Origin of the sequence: Streptococcus sciuri, from assembly GCF_024814375.1 — a bacterium.
Taxonomy (GTDB): domain Bacteria; phylum Bacillota; class Bacilli; order Lactobacillales; family Streptococcaceae; genus Streptococcus; species Streptococcus sciuri.
Genome location: NZ_JANUXX010000002.1, coordinates 99,725 through 115,003, shown reverse-complemented (window position 1 = coordinate 115,003; position 15,279 = coordinate 99,725). Strand labels below are relative to the sequence as shown.

Annotated in this window: 16 protein-coding genes; 12 read left to right on the top strand and 4 right to left on the bottom strand. The window is 37.6% G+C overall.

The features are described 5' to 3' along the window. Position 1 precedes the first annotated feature (1 nt). From pgsA to NXS10_RS08580, 5 genes are all read left to right on the top strand, one after another. Positions 2-541: a CDP-diacylglycerol--glycerol-3-phosphate 3-phosphatidyltransferase gene (gene pgsA / locus NXS10_RS03110; protein ID WP_259137553.1), complete on the top strand. Its 540-nt coding sequence runs from the start codon at positions 2-4 to the stop codon at positions 539-541. Further along, positions 541-1,377 (top strand): energy-coupling factor ABC transporter ATP-binding protein, encoded by an 837-nt coding sequence (locus tag NXS10_RS03105; protein WP_259137551.1) that lies wholly within the window; start codon positions 541-543, stop codon positions 1,375-1,377. Before pgsA ends, NXS10_RS03105 begins: the two co-directional genes overlap by 1 nt. Then, positions 1,353-2,201: an energy-coupling factor ABC transporter ATP-binding protein gene (locus NXS10_RS03100; RefSeq protein ID WP_259137628.1), complete on the top strand. Its 849-nt coding sequence runs from the start codon at positions 1,353-1,355 to the stop codon at positions 2,199-2,201. The genes NXS10_RS03105 and NXS10_RS03100 overlap by 25 nt, the downstream gene beginning before the upstream one ends. Then, entirely contained in the window at positions 2,189-2,986 is a 798-nt protein-coding gene (locus NXS10_RS03095) for an energy-coupling factor transporter transmembrane component T family protein (protein WP_259137549.1), read from the top strand. The genes NXS10_RS03100 and NXS10_RS03095 overlap by 13 nt, the downstream gene beginning before the upstream one ends. Before the next feature lie 134 nt (positions 2,987-3,120). Then, positions 3,121-3,810, top strand: coding sequence for a transglycosylase SLT domain-containing protein (locus NXS10_RS08580; protein ID WP_306345013.1), 690 nt, complete (start codon positions 3,121-3,123; stop codon positions 3,808-3,810). A 31-nt stretch (positions 3,811-3,841) separates the two neighbouring features. Here NXS10_RS08580 and NXS10_RS03085 read toward each other — a convergent pair whose 3' ends face one another. Genes NXS10_RS03085 through sdaAB form a run of 3 tightly spaced genes read right to left on the bottom strand, consistent with a single transcriptional unit; the run spans position 3,842 to position 6,056 of the window. Continuing rightward, a complete protein-coding gene (locus NXS10_RS03085; RefSeq protein WP_259137548.1) occupies positions 3,842-4,471 on the bottom strand; it encodes an HAD hydrolase-like protein in 630 nt (209 codons plus the stop codon). Between the two features lie 32 nt (positions 4,472-4,503). Then, positions 4,504-5,373 (bottom strand): L-serine ammonia-lyase, iron-sulfur-dependent, subunit alpha, encoded by an 870-nt coding sequence (gene sdaAA, locus NXS10_RS03080; protein ID WP_259137545.1) that lies wholly within the window; start codon positions 5,371-5,373, stop codon positions 4,504-4,506. 11 nt (positions 5,374-5,384) lie between these two features. Next, a complete protein-coding gene (gene sdaAB / locus NXS10_RS03075; protein WP_259137543.1) occupies positions 5,385-6,056 on the bottom strand; it encodes an L-serine ammonia-lyase, iron-sulfur-dependent subunit beta in 672 nt (223 codons plus the stop codon). Positions 6,057-6,270: 214 nt separating this feature from the next. On the opposite strand from sdaAB, the gene mnmA reads away from it, so the two are divergent. The 7 genes from mnmA (at position 6,271) to rpsD (ending at position 14,590) form a co-directional block, all read left to right on the top strand. After that, entirely contained in the window at positions 6,271-7,392 is a 1,122-nt protein-coding gene (gene mnmA / locus NXS10_RS03070) for a tRNA 2-thiouridine(34) synthase MnmA (protein WP_259137541.1), read from the top strand. A 221-nt stretch (positions 7,393-7,613) separates the two neighbouring features. Next, a complete protein-coding gene (mnmG, locus tag NXS10_RS03065; RefSeq protein ID WP_259137539.1) occupies positions 7,614-9,512 on the top strand; it encodes a tRNA uridine-5-carboxymethylaminomethyl(34) synthesis enzyme MnmG in 1,899 nt (632 codons plus the stop codon). 76 nt (positions 9,513-9,588) lie between these two features. Next, a complete protein-coding gene (locus NXS10_RS03060) occupies positions 9,589-11,571 on the top strand; it encodes a DHH family phosphoesterase (RefSeq protein WP_259137536.1) in 1,983 nt (660 codons plus the stop codon). Then, positions 11,568-12,020 (top strand): 50S ribosomal protein L9, encoded by a 453-nt coding sequence (rplI, locus tag NXS10_RS03055; RefSeq protein WP_259137533.1) that lies wholly within the window; start codon positions 11,568-11,570, stop codon positions 12,018-12,020. Before NXS10_RS03060 ends, rplI begins: the two co-directional genes overlap by 4 nt. A gap of 33 nt (positions 12,021-12,053) precedes the next feature. Then, positions 12,054-13,409, top strand: a complete 1,356-nt coding sequence (dnaB, locus tag NXS10_RS03050; protein ID WP_259137531.1) for a replicative DNA helicase — start codon at positions 12,054-12,056, stop codon at positions 13,407-13,409. 13 nt (positions 13,410-13,422) lie between these two features. Beyond that, entirely contained in the window at positions 13,423-13,695 is a 273-nt protein-coding gene (locus NXS10_RS03045; protein ID WP_259137529.1) for a Veg family protein, read from the top strand. A gap of 283 nt (positions 13,696-13,978) precedes the next feature. Continuing rightward, entirely contained in the window at positions 13,979-14,590 is a 612-nt protein-coding gene (gene rpsD, locus NXS10_RS03040; RefSeq protein WP_259137527.1) for a 30S ribosomal protein S4, read from the top strand. A gap of 84 nt (positions 14,591-14,674) precedes the next feature. Here rpsD and NXS10_RS03035 read toward each other — a convergent pair whose 3' ends face one another. Further along, positions 14,675-15,211: a TetR/AcrR family transcriptional regulator gene (locus NXS10_RS03035; protein ID WP_259137524.1), complete on the bottom strand. Its 537-nt coding sequence runs from the start codon at positions 15,209-15,211 to the stop codon at positions 14,675-14,677. Positions 15,212-15,279 lie beyond the last annotated feature (68 nt).

Here is a 15,279-nt window from a genome sequence, read left to right as displayed (position 1 = left end):
GATGAAAAAGGAAAATATCCCCAATTTATTGACTATTCTACGGATTTGTATGATTCCTGTTTTTTTGATATTAACAGGACTTTCGGCTAGCTTTTTATGGCATATAATTGCTGCTCTAGTTTTTACCATAGCTAGTTTTACGGATTATTTAGATGGTTATTTAGCACGCAAGTGGCATGTTGTGACAAATTTTGGAAAATTTGCAGATCCTCTAGCTGATAAGATGCTTGTGATGAGTGCTTTTATCATGTTAGTTGGACTTGATATGGTTCCATCTTGGGTGGCAGCAGTCATCATCTGTAGAGAGTTGGCGGTGACAGGATTACGTCTGCTTTTGGTGGAAACTGGTGGCACTGTCCTAGCAGCAGCTATGCCAGGAAAGGTGAAAACAGCCACACAGATGTTGTCTATTATCCTCTTGTTATGTCACTTGTCTCTAATTGGCACAATTTTACTCTACATTGCGCTCTTTTTCACTATTTATTCAGGCTATGATTATTTTAAAGGAGCGAGCTATTTGTTTAAGGATACTTTTAAATAATGACAGATATTATTGAAGTGAACAATCTTTCTTTTCGCTATGATGATCAGCAAGAGAAATATACTCTGAAAGATATTTCGTTTCATGTGAAACAGGGAGAATGGTTGTCCATCGTTGGACATAATGGTTCGGGAAAGTCAACCTTAGTACGTCTGCTGGACGGTTTACTAGTAGCCCAGTCTGGTTCTATCAAGATTGATGGTCAACTGATGAGCGACAAGACAGTTTGGGATATTCGTTACAAGATAGGAATAGTTTTTCAAAATCCAGATAATCAGTTCGTTGGGGCGACAGTTGAGGATGATGTGGCTTTTGGTCTAGAAAATAAGGGCGTCTCACTTGATGATATGCGCCATCGTGTGTCAAAAGCTTTATCTGTCGTTGGTATGAAAGATTTCGCTAATAGTGAGCCTTCTCGTCTGTCTGGAGGGCAAAAACAGAGAGTAGCAATTGCTGGAGCTATTGCTATGCAACCTAAAATTATCATTTTAGATGAAGCGACAAGTATGTTAGACCCAAAAGGGCGTTTAGAGCTTATTCGTGTGATTCGTGCAATTCGTAAGAAACATGAGATGACCGTTATTTCAATCACTCATGATTTAGATGAGGTTGCATGGAGTGATCGTGTGTTAGTGCTAAAAGAAGGTCAAATCGAATCTAATATGACCCCTAGAGAATTGTTTTCACGTCACGATTTAGAAACTATTGGACTTGACAAACCTTTTACAACGAATGTCTTATTAGCTTTGAAGGATTCAGGAATTTCCATAGAGGAAAGCTACTTGACAGAAGATGAATTGGAGGAATGGCTATGGAGCTTTCTCTTAAACATGTAAGTTATGTTTATCAAGCCGACACACCGTTTGAGAGACAGGCTTTATTTGATATTAACTTAGTTATCAAGGAGAAGAGTTATACAGCTATAGTTGGACACACAGGTTCTGGTAAATCAACGCTTATGCAACTGTTGAATGGCTTATATTTGCCCACTGAAGGAGAGGTTGTCATTGGAAATGTACATATTACTCCAACTTCAAAAAATAAGGACATTAAATCTGTTCGTCAAAAAGTAGGACTTGTTTTCCAATTTCCAGAAAGCCAATTGTTTGAAGAGACGGTGCTAAAAGATGTTTCTTTTGGACCACAAAACTTTGGAGTGTCAAAAGAAAAAGCTGAGGAATTAGCTCGTAAAAAGCTAGAGATAGTTGGTATTTCTCCAGAATTGTATGAAAAAAATCCATTTGATCTTTCCGGTGGACAGATGAGACGAGTAGCAATTGCTGGTATATTGGCTATGAATCCTGATGTGTTAGTTTTAGATGAACCTACCGCTGGTCTTGATCCCAAAGGGAGATCAGAGCTCATGCGTCTTTTTCATGATTTACATCAAAAAGGACAAACAATTGTTCTTGTGACGCATATGATGGATGATGTTGCTAACTATGCTGACATGGTTTATGCACTTGAAGCTGGAAAAATTCTTTTATCAGGCACTCCTTGTGAGGTATTTCAAAATGTTGATTTTCTAGAAAAAAGGCAACTTGGTGTTCCTAAAATCACAAAATTCAGCCAAAAATTAGTTAAAAAAGGATTGATATTAGATAGATTGCCTATTACTCTAGAAGAATTCACGAAGGAGGTTCTTCCATGGATAAGCTGATTTTAGGGCGATACATTCCAGGAAACTCTCTGATTCATAGACTAGATCCTAGAAGCAAGCTGATTGCAATGTTTCTGTTTATTTTGATTGTATTTTGGGCAAACAATCTTGTAACAAATTTAATTCTAGTTATCTTTACGTTAGTGTCAATATTGTTGTCACAAGTGAAATTATCCTTTTTTTTACGGGGATTGCGCCCCATGGTTGGAATTATTTTATTTACAACATTGTTTCAAGTTTTCTTTATAGGTGGTGGAGAAACTCTTTTTCACCTTGGTATTATAACGATTACTTCTTACGGTCTTAACCAAGCATGTCTAATTTTTATGCGTTTTGTTTTAATCGTTTTTTATTCTACCTTGCTGACTCTCACTACAACACCTCTAAGTCTATCAGATGCTGTTGAGTCTTTGTTACACCCCTTAACTCGTTTTAAAGTTCCTGCGCATGAGATTGGTTTGATGTTGTCACTAAGTTTACGATTTGTTCCGACTCTCATGGATGATACTATACGTATTATGAATGCGCAAAGATCACGTGGTGTAGACTTTGGCGAAGGGAATTTATTCCATAAAGTCAAAACAATCCTCCCAATTCTCATCCCTTTATTTGCATCAAGTTTTAAGCGTGCAGATGCTCTTGCCCTTGCTATGGAGGCTAGAGGGTATCAGGGAGGAGAGGGACGTAGTAAATACCGCATTTTAAAATGGGAGCGAAAAGATAGTCTGACAATTTTTGTCATTTTAGTCCTTGGTTTGGTCTTATATTTCCTAAAAAATTCATAAAAAAACGCTATTATAGCGTTTTTTTATGATGATACAACAAATTTGTAACATTTTTAATCAAGAAACAATTTTGAAGTAACAAACAAAGTATATGATAGGTACTGTAAGATTTTAGTATGAGGTACGATAATTATATGACAAGACTGAAACGTCGATATGAAAAGCGTCGTCAGGCAAGAGTTCGTCGAATGACTTATCTCTTATTAGGAGCCTTGGTTATTATTGCCAGCGTCAGTGTTTTCTTTTTTACCTTAGCAGCCACAAAAGTCAGCACAGAAACTTTATCTGCTAAAATATCATCATCAAAAGCTAATAAAGTGATTAAAGCAAAAACAGCATCTAGCTCTAGTCAAGTGGGTACTCTTACCCAATTAAGTGTTTCATCTGCTTCAAGTACAAATGAAGAACTGCAGGACAATACCAGTGAAGAGAACGAGATGACAGAAGTTTCTGCACAACCACAGATTACACAGGAATCTACTGAGCAGGTTTATATTGATACGACAAATAATAGTCCTTTACAGACAGATTCAGTTCAAGTAACAACTGCAAGTGCCACTTATTTATCTAATGGTAATACTGCAGGGAATGTTGGCTCAGATGCCGCAGCTCAAATGGCTGCAGCCACCGGTGTGCCTCAGTCAACTTGGGAAAATATTATTGCTCGTGAATCAAACGGAAATCCTAACGTCACTAACAGTTCTGGTGCATCTGGTCTTTTTCAAACGATGCCAGGTTGGGGTTCTACAGCAACTGTTCAAGACCAAATTAATGCGGCTATTAGAGCTTATAATGCTCAAGGTTTATCTGCTTGGGGATATTAGTAAAAAATCTTAGATGTTTATCTAAGATTTTTTATGTTAGATAGTTTATAAGATCGATAGGGGATGTGATAATGGTATTAGCACCATATTTGACTAAATCATCTTTCTTTCCGAAGCCCCATGTGACGCCGATACAATTAATATGCTGTCTCTTACCACCGATCATATCAAATTTTGTATCTCCGATAATAGCTGCTGTCTCAGGTTTAATAAAGTGTTTATTAAGGCATGTAGCGATTATATCCTCTTTTACAAAACGATTTGCTGTTGAACCATAAATAGCTGTGAAATAGTCGTCAACGTCCAATTCAGATAGCATTTGGTAAGCAGAAGGTTCATGTTTACTGGTTGTCACGAATAATTGATATGATTGACTTAATATATCTAATGCGAGTGGTATTTTATCATACAACTTAACTTCATGTACTCCTTTTTCTTGATAGTAGTCACGAAAGAAAGTTATTGCTTGATTTATTTGAAAAGTATTATCAAAAAAGTGTGAAAAGGTTGTCTCAAGTGGTGGTCCTATGAAAGTGGATAAAATTTTCTCATTAGGAGTCGGCATATCGAGTTTTGAAAAAGTATACTTAAAAGCATTTTTTATGCCCTTACTGGAATTTACCAGTGTTCCATCTAGATCAAAGAAAAGGTGTTTTAACATTACAGAACTCCTATTAAAATGAAAATAGAGATTTAGCTAAAAATTTCCTTCGCTAAGCGTCTGCCTGTTGGTGTAGCTGCTAATCCGCCTTCTGCTGTTTCACGAAAGGCTGTCGGTAGGCTGGATCCAACTTGGTACATGGCATCGATTACTTCATCCACAGGGATTTTTGAGGTGATTCCAGCTAAGGCCATATCAGCAGCGATAAAAGCAAAACTAGCTCCCATAGCGTTTCGTTTGACGCAAGGAACTTCGACTAATCCAGCAACAGGGTCACAGATGAGACCTAGCATATTTTTGATGACAAAGCAAATCGCCTGACTGGCTTCTTGCGCTGTCCCACCAGCAGCCATTACTAGGGCAGCCGCCGCCATGGCAGAAGCAGATCCTACTTCTGCTTGACAACCTCCTTCAGCTCCTGAGATAGAAGCGTTATTGGCTATTACTAAACCAAAAGCACCTGCGGTAAATAAAAATTGCAATTGTTCTATTTCTGTTAGTCCTAGTTTATCAATAGCGGTGGTGAGGACAGCAGGGAGACAGCCAGCTGAACCAGCTGTTGGTGTCGCACAGACCAAGCCCATCTTGGCGTTGTGTTCGTTGACAGCGATAGCATTGCGAGCAGTAGATAGAATCGTAATATCAGATAAGGTCTTTCCTTTTTTGATGTAGTCGTCTAGTTTTTTAGCATCTCCTCCTGTCAATCCAGAGCGTGATGTGTATGGAGATAAGCCTTTTTGGACAGAGGATTTCATGACTTCTAGGTTTTTTGTCATGAGCTGGATGATTTCAGTTCGACTGCGCCCACTAAGCTCTATCTCAGTTGCAATCATCAGCTCAGAAACATTGCCACCATAGCGATTTTCTGCTTGTTGGATGAGTTCTTCAACGCTGTAAAACATAATCTTCCTTTCTAGTCAAAAAAATGCACATTATGTAGATTGGGGATAAGCCTTATTTCATCGATTGCTTTGTCGCAGTCATGCGAGTCTACCTCGATGATCATAATTGCCTTCTCGCCTGCCTTTTCCCGAGTCACATTCATCTGGGCAATGTTTATGCGGTAAGATGAAAGGATATCTGTCACGTAAGCAATCATGCCAGGCACATCCTGATGTACGATGATGATAGTCGGAGTATTCATATTGACGTTGACGGCAAAACCATTAAGCTCTGTTACTTGAATATTACCTCCACCTATTGAGATACCAGTAGCAGATAGGCTTTTCTGATTATTTTTCATAATGATTTGTGTGGTATTGGGGTGGGGGGCGTTTGATTCTTTATTGACTTTCCAAGTAACTTTGATACCTTTTTGATGTGCGATTTCAAGGGCATTTGGAATCGCAGGGTCATCTGTATCCATTCCTAAGACTCCAGCTACTAAAGCAAGGTCAGTTCCATGTCCACGATAGGTTTTGGCAAAGGAGTTATAGAGCTGAAATTCGACCTCAGTAGGTTTTTCTCCAAAAATAGCAGAGACGATTTTCCCAATACGAACAGCACCAGCGGTGTGGCTACTAGAAGGTCCTATCATAACAGGTCCTATAATATCAAAAACAGATTGAAATTTTAAGTGTTTCATGATTGTATCCTCTAATCTAGTCTGCTTTATTATACCAAATAAACGCTTTAATTCCTAAATGAAAATTTAAAGAATAAGGCTTTAAAAAGCATCATATTATTGTTATAATGATTATTAGCGCTTTTAGCAATTGAAAATCGACCTTCAAATCGATTTTTGAAAAACTAGGCCCTTCAAGCCTATGTTCGAAAAATATCTTGATGGGAGGATTATCATGTCAGATAATTCAAAAATACGTGTCGTTGTCGGTATGAGCGGTGGCGTTGATTCATCTGTAACGGCTCTCCTTTTGAAAGAGCAAGGTTATGAAGTTATCGGTGTCTTTATGAAAAACTGGGACGACACAGACGAATTTGGTGTTTGTACAGCAACTGAAGATTATAAAGATGTGGCAACGGTAGCTGACCAAATCGGTATTCCTTATTACTCTGTCAATTTTGAAAAAGAGTACTGGGATCGCGTTTTCGAATATTTTCTAGCGGAATATCGTGTAGGACGTACACCAAATCCAGATGTTATGTGTAACAAAGAAATCAAATTTAAAGCTTTCCTTGACTATGCTATGACACTTGGAGCTGATTATGTAGCAACTGGGCATTATGCGCAAGTCTCTCGTGACGAAGACGGTACCGTTCATATGTTACGTGGAGCAGATAATAATAAAGACCAAACTTACTTCTTGAGCCAACTATCACAAGAACAATTGCAAAAAGTTATGTTTCCACTTGGGCATTTGGAAAAACCAGAGGTGCGTCAAATCGCAGAGCGTGCAGGACTTGCAACGGCAAAGAAAAAAGATTCAACAGGAATTTGTTTTATCGGAGAAAAAAATTTCAAAGAATTTTTAGGTCATTATCTTCCTGCGCAGCCTGGTCGTATGATGACTGTTGATGGTCGTGATATGGGTGAACACGCTGGATTGATGTATTATACAATCGGTCAACGTGGCGGTCTTGGTATCGGTGGACAACAAGGTGGTGACAATCAACCTTGGTTTGTTGTTGGAAAAGATTTGTCAAAAAATATTCTTTACGTTGGTCAAGGTTTCTACCACGATTCGCTAATGTCAACTAGCCTGGACGCTTCAAAGATTCACTTTACACGTGATATGCCTGAAGAATTTACAATGGAAGTTACAGCAAAATTCCGTTATCGTCAACCAGACTCTAAAGTTACAGTGCATGTTAAAGGTGACAAAGCAGAAGTTGTCTTTGATGAACCACAACGTGCCATTACACCAGGTCAAGCTGTTGTTTTCTATGATGGAAAAGAGTGCCTAGGCGGTGGTCTTATTGATACAGCTTACAAAAATGGTGTAGCTTGTCAGTATATTTAAACTACTGTAAATGTCATTGACATATTAAAGGATTGATTGTTTATGTCCTGAAAAAGCTAAATAAAGTTGCTTTTTTAGGAGAAATTGATAAAATAAAAGAAATGAACTATGATGGTCAAAGCTTCATGGGAAAGTAGGTCTTTTGACCTATCCTTATCCTTAGTTTTGATCGTTTTTTATTGTGTCAAGTTTATTGGTACGCTATTATAAAAGGAGAGGCAATGACGTATAATTTTGCAGAATCTTATGATATTATTGTGATTGGTGCAGGACATGCTGGTGTAGAAGCGAGTCTTGCTGCGAGTCGTATGGGTTGCAAAACATTACTTGCAACTATTAACTTGGAGATGTTAGCTTTCATGCCTTGCAATCCTTCTATTGGAGGATCTGCTAAAGGAATTGTTGTCCGAGAAATTGATGCTCTTGGCGGTGAGATGGGTAAAAATATTGATAAGACTTATATTCAGATGAAGATGTTGAACACGGGTAAAGGTCCTGCAGTACGTGCTTTACGTGCGCAAGCAGATAAGGCATTGTATTCTCGTATGATGAAACAAACAGTTGAACGTCAAGAAAATCTAACGCTTCGTCAAACTATGGTTGATGAGATACTAATAGAAGAAGGACGAGTAATTGGAGTTCGTACAGCTACCAATCAATGCTTTTCAGCTAAATCTGTAGTGGTTACAACAGGGACTGCTTTACGTGGAGAGATTATCTTAGGAGAATTAAAATACTCTTCAGGTCCCAACAATAGTTTAGCTTCTATCACCTTAGCGGATAATCTAAAATCTTTAGGTCTTGAAATGGGGCGCTTTAAAACAGGGACTCCGCCTCGTATCAAAGCAAGTTCTATCAATTACGATGAAACAGAGATTCAACCAGGTGATGAAAAACCAAATCATTTTTCTTTTTTATCAAAGGACGAAAATTATCTCACGAATCAAATTCCTTGCTGGTTGACTTATACGAATCAAATAAGTCATGATATTATCAATAAAAATCTTTACCGCGCACCGATGTTTTCAGGCATTGTCAAAGGGGTAGGTCCGCGTTATTGCCCTTCTATTGAGGATAAGATTGTCCGTTTTGCAGATAAAGAACGTCATCAACTCTTTTTAGAACCTGAAGGTCGTGAAACAGAAGAAGTTTACATTCAAGGGTTGTCGACAAGTCTTCCTGAAGATGTTCAAAAAGAATTAGTTCGTTCTATTAAAGGGCTTGAAAATGCTGAAATGATGCGTACAGGATATGCTATTGAGTATGATATTGTCTTGCCACACCAATTACGTGCAACGCTTGAAACGAAGAAAATTTCAGGTCTCTTTACAGCAGGTCAAACCAACGGAACTTCTGGTTACGAAGAAGCAGCAGGTCAAGGATTGGTAGCGGGTATTAATGCTGCTCTTAAAATACAGGGAAAACCAGAGTTGATTTTGAAACGTAGTGATGCTTACATCGGTGTTATGATTGATGATTTGGTGACTAAAGGGACACTAGAGCCTTATCGACTTTTGACTAGTCGTGCAGAATACCGTTTGATACTGAGACATGACAACGCAGATATGCGTTTGACTGAGATTGGTCGACAAGTAGGGCTTGTAGATGATGAGCGCTACCATCTTTTTACAGAAAGAAAACGTCAATTCGACAAAGAGTTGACAAGGTTGTCAACAACTAAAATAAAGCCAGTTAAGGAAACAAATGAGCGCATAAAAACTCTTGGTTTTAAACCGTTGACAGATGCCTTGACAGCAAAAGAATTTATGCGCCGTCCTGAAATCAATTATGACATTGCGATAAGCTTTATTGGTCCTGCTGAAGAAAAACTTGATAGCAAAGTGATTGAACTTTTGGAAACTGAAATCAAATACGAAGGCTATATTAAAAAAGCTCTTGATCAAGTAGCCAAAATGAAACGTATGGAAGAAAAACGTATTCCTGACAATATTGACTGGGATGATATTGATTCTATTGCGACAGAAGCACGTCAAAAATTCAAGAAAATCAATCCTGAAACAATCGGTCAAGCTAGTCGGATTTCAGGAGTTAATCCAGCAGATATTAGTATTTTGATGGTTTACTTGGAAGGGAGACGAAAATCTTCTAAAAACTCTTAACAAAACCGTTACAAAAGCAGTACTAAGTTTATTTTAGGGCTGTTTTATGGTACAATATAGCCTTAAGAGGTTAATTATGAAAAGATTTCGCTTTGCAAGTATTCAATTAGTGCTCATAGGATTGATTCTATTTGGTATTTTAGCAATTAGCGTGCGGTTATTACAGTCACAAGTGGCTTTACTGGCTATCATTTTTGTTGTGATTGCTTTGGTGACAGCTTTGCTATATTATCAAAAAGAAACCTACGAGGGCTCAGAATTGGAGCAAATTGAGCTTTTAAACGATCAGACAGAGACTACACTTAAAAATTTGTTGAATCAAATGCCTGTTGGAGTTATTCAATTTAACATCGAAACCAATGAGATAGAATGGTTCAATCCTTATGCTGAGTTGATTTTCACAGACGAAGATGGGTTCTTTAATGATGATAAAGTAAGAGAAATCATAGTTAATAAGCGTGGTGGAGTGGCTAGTCAGACGTTTGAAATTAGTCGCAATAAGTATGTTGCTTATTTTGACTTAAAAACAGGAGTTTTTTACTTTTTTGACGCTACTATAGGTAATCGTCAACTAGGAGATGTAGCTATGATGCGTCCTGTTATCGGAATTATTTCGATTGATAATTATGATGATATGACCGATAGTTTGCCAGATGCTGAGGTTGCGACCATTGATGGTTTTATTGCAAGCTTTATTTCTGATTTTGCTAAGGAGTGGGGTATTTTTTACCGTCGTGTCAATGTGGATCGGTTTTATTTTTTCACGAACTATGCTATCTTAAAAGATTTGATGAGTACCAAATTTGAGATGCTTGAGCAGTTTAGAAAGCAGACAGCTCAGAAAGAATTTCCGTTGACACTTAGTATGGGGATTGCCTTTGGAGACGGAAATCATAGTCAGATTGGACAATTGGCCTTACAAAATCTCAATATGGCTTTAGTTCGTGGTGGGGATCAGATTGTCATCAGAGAAAATGATGCAAACTCACAAGCTGTTTTCTTTGGAGGAAGTACAGTTTCAACGATTAAGCACTCTAGAACACGAACGAGGGCAATGATGTCTGCTATTTCAGATCGTCTTAAGACGGTTGATAATGTCTTTGTTGTTGGACATCGTAACCTAGATTTAGATGCACTGGGTGCCTCGATTGGGATGCAATTTTTTGCCAGCAATATCATCAGTCGTAGCTATGTTGTTTACAACCCTCGTGAGATGAATACTGATATTAAGCGTGCTGTTCACTATCTTATCGAGGATGATAAAACTAACCTCATATCGCTTGAGCAAGCAGAGAAAATGGCAACACCACGATCTATTTTAGTGATGGTTGACCATTCAAAGATTAGCCTAACATTGTCAGAAGAATTTTATAAGCAGTTTCATGAAGTGATTGTGATTGATCACCATAGACGTGATGAAGATTTTCCTAAAAATGCTAGTCTGTCCTTTATTGAAAGCGGAGCGAGCAGTGCGAGTGAGTTGGTAACTGAGTTGATTCAATTTCAACAATCATCTCGTAAGTTGAGTAAAACACAAGCAAGCATTTTGATGTCTGGTATTATGTTAGATACAAAGAATTTTTCAACAGGAGTAACCAGTCGTACATTTGATGTAGCGAGTTATCTGCGCTCACGAGGTAGCGATAGCAGTGATATCCAAACTATTTCAGCAACAGATTTTGATGAATATCGTGCTATTAATGAATTGGTACTAAGAGGTGAGTGTGTGACAGAAGGTATCATTGTGGCCACAGGAACTGACAACAAGCTTTACAATAATGTCATTGCAAGTAAAGCGGCGGATACACTGTTGTCAATGTCAAATGTTGAAGCTAGTTTTGTTATCACACAAAATCAAACAGACAAAGTATCAATATCAGCTAGAAGCCATAAAACAGTTAATGTTCAATTAGTTATGGAAAAATTAGGAGGCGGAGGCCATTTTAGCTTTGCTGCTTGTCAATTAATTGATACTACTGTAAATGAAGCAAAAGAAAAGCTACTTGAAGTGATTACAAATGAATTAATTAATACAGCTAACCAGGAGGAATTGTCATGAAAATTATTTTTTTACAAGATGTTAAAGGTAAAGGAAAAAAAGGAGAAATAAAAGAGGTTCCCACGGGATATGCTCAGAATTTCCTTATCAAGAAAAACTTGGCAAAGGAAGCTACCAGTCAAGCTATTGGCGAGTTAAAAGGCAAACAAAAGTCTGAAAAAAAGGCACAAGCGGAGCTTTTGGCAGAAGCTCAAAAAGTAAGGGACAGACTATCAAAAGAGACAACCCGTGTTCAATTTAAAGAAAAAGTAGGTCCAGATGGGCGAACTTTCGGATCAATCACTGCTAAAAAAATTGCAGATGAGCTGTTAAAACAGTACGGACTTAAGGTCGATAAACGCTATATTGAACTTGACCATCCTATTCGCGCCATTGGTTTGATTGAAGTTCCAGTCAAGCTACATAAGGATGTTATTGGTGAAATTAAATTACACATCAAAGAAGCCTAAAGAAATAAATGTTAGAAGGTTAGGTGACTTAGAGTGGTAGAATTGCAGGAGTTGCGTGTTCAACCACAAGATTTGTTGGCTGAACAATCTGTGTTAGGAGCTATCTTTCTCTCACCAGATAAGCTCATAACAGTTCGTGAGTTTATCACCTCTGAAGATTTTTACAAATATTCGCATCAAATTATTTTTCGGGCGATGGTTACGCTTAGTGATCGCAATGATGTTATTGACGTGACGACTGTTCGTGGCATCTTAGATAGTCAAGGTGATTTACAAAATATTGGTGGACTGGCTTACATTGTTGAAGTGGTTAATAGTGTGCCGACTAGTGCTAATGCTGAATTTTATGCAAAAATAGTTGCTGAGAAAGCCATGTTACGTAATATCATCAGTAAGTTGACAGATACTGTCAATCTTGCTTATGAAGGAACGATTGAGTCTGAAGAAGTTATTGCTGATGCTGAAAAAGCTTTAGTAGACATAAATGAGCGCAATAGTCGTAGTGGTTTTAGGCGCATTTCAGATGTTTTAAAAATTAACTATGAGAACTTGGAGGTACGTTCAAAACAGACTAGTGATATTACAGGGTTACCGACAGGATTTCGAGATCTTGATCGTATTACAACCGGTTTACACCCAGATCAATTGATTATCTTAGCTGCACGTCCTGGTGTTGGAAAGACAGCTTTTGCTCTCAATGTTGCTCAAAATGTGGGAACAAAACAAAACCAGCCTGTTGCTATCTTTTCACTTGAGATGAGTGCAGAAGATTTAGTTAATCGTTTCTTAGCTTCTGAGGGGATGGTTGATGCTAGAAATCTTAGAACAGGACGATTAACTGAACAGGAATGGACAAATATTACTATTGCTCAGGGTGCTTTGGCGGATGCTCCTATCTATATTGACGATACAGCTACTATTAAGGTTACGGAAATTAGAGCTAAAGCGCACAAGCTAGCAAAAGAGACAGACGGTTTAGGCTTGATTGTGATTGATTATCTTCAGTTGATTACAGGAACACGCCCAGAAAATCGTCAACAAGAAGTGTCAGAAATCTCTCGTCAATTGAAAATTCTTGCTAAAGAATTAAGAGTTCCTGTTATCGCTTTAAGTCAGCTATCGCGTAGCGTTGAGCAACGTCAGGATAAACGTCCTATTCTGTCAGATATTCGTGATTCAGGATCTATTGAGCAAGATGCCGATATTGTTGCTTTCCTTTATCGTGAGGATTATTATCGCAGAGAAGGAAACGATACGGAAGTTGTTGATGATAAAGTTGTTGAAGTTATCCTTGAGAAAAACCGCGCAGGGGCTCGTGGCACTGTTAAATTGATGTTTCAGAAAGAGTATAATAAATTTTCAAGTATTGCACAATTTGAAGAAAGATAGAGGGGGTATTTTTATGAGTGATGCATTTGCAGATGTTGCTAAAATGAAAAAAATCAAAGAAGATATTAAAAAACATGAGGGTCAGCTTGTTGAGCTGACGCTTGAAAATGGACGTAAACGTGAAAAAAATAAAGTAGGACGCCTTATTGAGGTGTACCCATCGCTGTTTATTGTTGAATACAAAGATGAATCTGGAGTAGCTGGGATTGAAGACAATACTTACGTCGAATCCTATACTTACTCTGATATTTTAACAGAGAAAACACTTATTCATTATTTTGACTAATTTGATAAAGCTTCATTAAGCTTTATTTTTTTGTTAAGAGTACTATTTACAAGTTGAACAGAGACGATATATGCTTTTTTATAGAATTATTTTGCAATTTGGTTGAGACTATGTTATACTGATGGTTGTGCGAAATAGCAGCAGGATAAAATGAAGCTCGTCAACAGGTGTCTTGAAAAAAGAAGAGTAACCTCGGCTGTTTAGGCGAAAGACATCTGCACGAATTAGGTTTATCTAAGTGACTATTTCCCTAAATTTTATATTTTTAGAGGAGGACATATAAATGTCACGTTATACAGGTCCATCATGGAAACAATCTCGCCGTCTTGGTTTATCTCTTACTGGTACAGGTAAGGAATTGGCACGTCGTAACTATGTGCCAGGACAACACGGTCCTAATAATCGTAGCAAACTTTCAGAATACGGTTTGCAATTGGCTGAGAAACAAAAATTGCGTTTCACTTATGGTTTAGGTGAAAAACAATTCCGTAACTTGTTCGTACAAGCTACTAAAATTAAAGGTGGAACACTTGGTTTTAACTTCATGGTACTTCTTGAACGTCGTTTGGATAACGTTGTTTATCGTCTAGGTCTAGCAACGACACGTCGTCAAGCACGTCAATTTGTAAACCATGGTCATATTCTTGTGGATGGTAAGCGTGTTGATATTCCATCATACCGTGTAACACTAGGTCAAGTGATTTCTGTTCGTGAAAAATCTCTTAAAGTTCCAGCTATTCTTGAAGCTGTTGAGGCTACTATCGGACGTCCAGCTTTTGTTACTTTCGATTCTGAGAAACTCGAAGGTACTCTTACTCGCTTTCCAGAGCGTGATGAGATTAATCCAGAAATCAACGAAGCTCTTATCGTTGAATACTACAACAAACAACTTTAAGATATTATTCTTCAAAAGTCAGTTCTTTATGAATTGGCTTTTTTGTAAAGTATAAAAATAGACCAGACTATTTCGTCAAGTCTATTAGTTTAGCATGTTAAGTAACAGTTGGGTGATTTCTTGAGGCGTCTCACGTTTACCTCTAGTTACCCACATTTGGTAAACACCAAAGACAGCATGACTGAGATAAACACTATTATAGAGTGATTCGATGGGTGTTTCGACTTTACCGTCAAGATAAACTTCATGTAAATCGTTCGAAATCATTTTTTGCAGCTTTGTCCTGATAAAAGTTTGGATCTCTCTAGTACCATTCTGTGTTAGAAGAGCTGCAAATAGAGATTCTCTATCCAAAAATTCAAAAATTTCTAGAAAGGCAGCTTGTTTATCAAACTGGTTTTTATCAAAAATATATTCTAACTTGTTAAAAAGAGATTGTTGATAAATATCAATCATCTCATATTTATCTCTATAATGATTGTAAAAATTAGAACGACTGATATGAGCTGTTTTAGTAAGATTACTTGTGCTAATTTCATCAAAATTTTGCTGTTTTAAAAGCTCTATCATAGCGTTTTCTAAAGCTTTTTTGGTCTTTTCTTTGCGTGTATCGTGTGACATAGATGACTCCTTTTGAACAAATTTATACACTGTGTCTAAAAATAAAATGTTAAGGTTGTAAAATGGAT

Excerpts from the sequence above, each read along its gene's own strand:
- NXS10_RS03045 (WP_259137529.1), top strand. The coding sequence starts at position 13,423 with ATGAGTGATGCATTTGCAGATGTTGCTAAAATGAAAAAAATCAAAGAA.
- NXS10_RS03100 (WP_259137628.1), top strand. The coding sequence starts at position 1,353 with ATGGAGCTTTCTCTTAAACATGTAAGTTATGTTTATCAAGCCGACACA.
- rplI (WP_259137533.1), top strand. The coding sequence starts at position 11,568 with ATGAAAATTATTTTTTTACAAGATGTTAAAGGTAAAGGAAAAAAAGGA.
- NXS10_RS08580 (WP_306345013.1), top strand. The coding sequence starts at position 3,121 with ATGACAAGACTGAAACGTCGATATGAAAAGCGTCGTCAGGCAAGAGTT.
- NXS10_RS03085 (WP_259137548.1), bottom strand. The coding sequence starts at position 4,471 with ATGTTAAAACACCTTTTCTTTGATCTAGATGGAACACTGGTAAATTCC.
- NXS10_RS03095 (WP_259137549.1), top strand. The coding sequence starts at position 2,189 with ATGGATAAGCTGATTTTAGGGCGATACATTCCAGGAAACTCTCTGATT.
- rpsD (WP_259137527.1), top strand. The coding sequence starts at position 13,979 with ATGTCACGTTATACAGGTCCATCATGGAAACAATCTCGCCGTCTTGGT.
- mnmG (WP_259137539.1), top strand. The coding sequence starts at position 7,614 with ATGACGTATAATTTTGCAGAATCTTATGATATTATTGTGATTGGTGCA.
- NXS10_RS03035 (WP_259137524.1), bottom strand. The coding sequence starts at position 15,211 with ATGTCACACGATACACGCAAAGAAAAGACCAAAAAAGCTTTAGAAAAC.
- pgsA (WP_259137553.1), top strand. The coding sequence starts at position 2 with ATGAAAAAGGAAAATATCCCCAATTTATTGACTATTCTACGGATTTGT.
- sdaAA (WP_259137545.1), bottom strand. The coding sequence starts at position 5,373 with ATGTTTTACAGCGTTGAAGAACTCATCCAACAAGCAGAAAATCGCTAT.
- sdaAB (WP_259137543.1), bottom strand. The coding sequence starts at position 6,056 with ATGAAACACTTAAAATTTCAATCTGTTTTTGATATTATAGGACCTGTT.
- mnmA (WP_259137541.1), top strand. The coding sequence starts at position 6,271 with ATGTCAGATAATTCAAAAATACGTGTCGTTGTCGGTATGAGCGGTGGC.
- NXS10_RS03105 (WP_259137551.1), top strand. The coding sequence starts at position 541 with ATGACAGATATTATTGAAGTGAACAATCTTTCTTTTCGCTATGATGAT.
- NXS10_RS03060 (WP_259137536.1), top strand. The coding sequence starts at position 9,589 with ATGAAAAGATTTCGCTTTGCAAGTATTCAATTAGTGCTCATAGGATTG.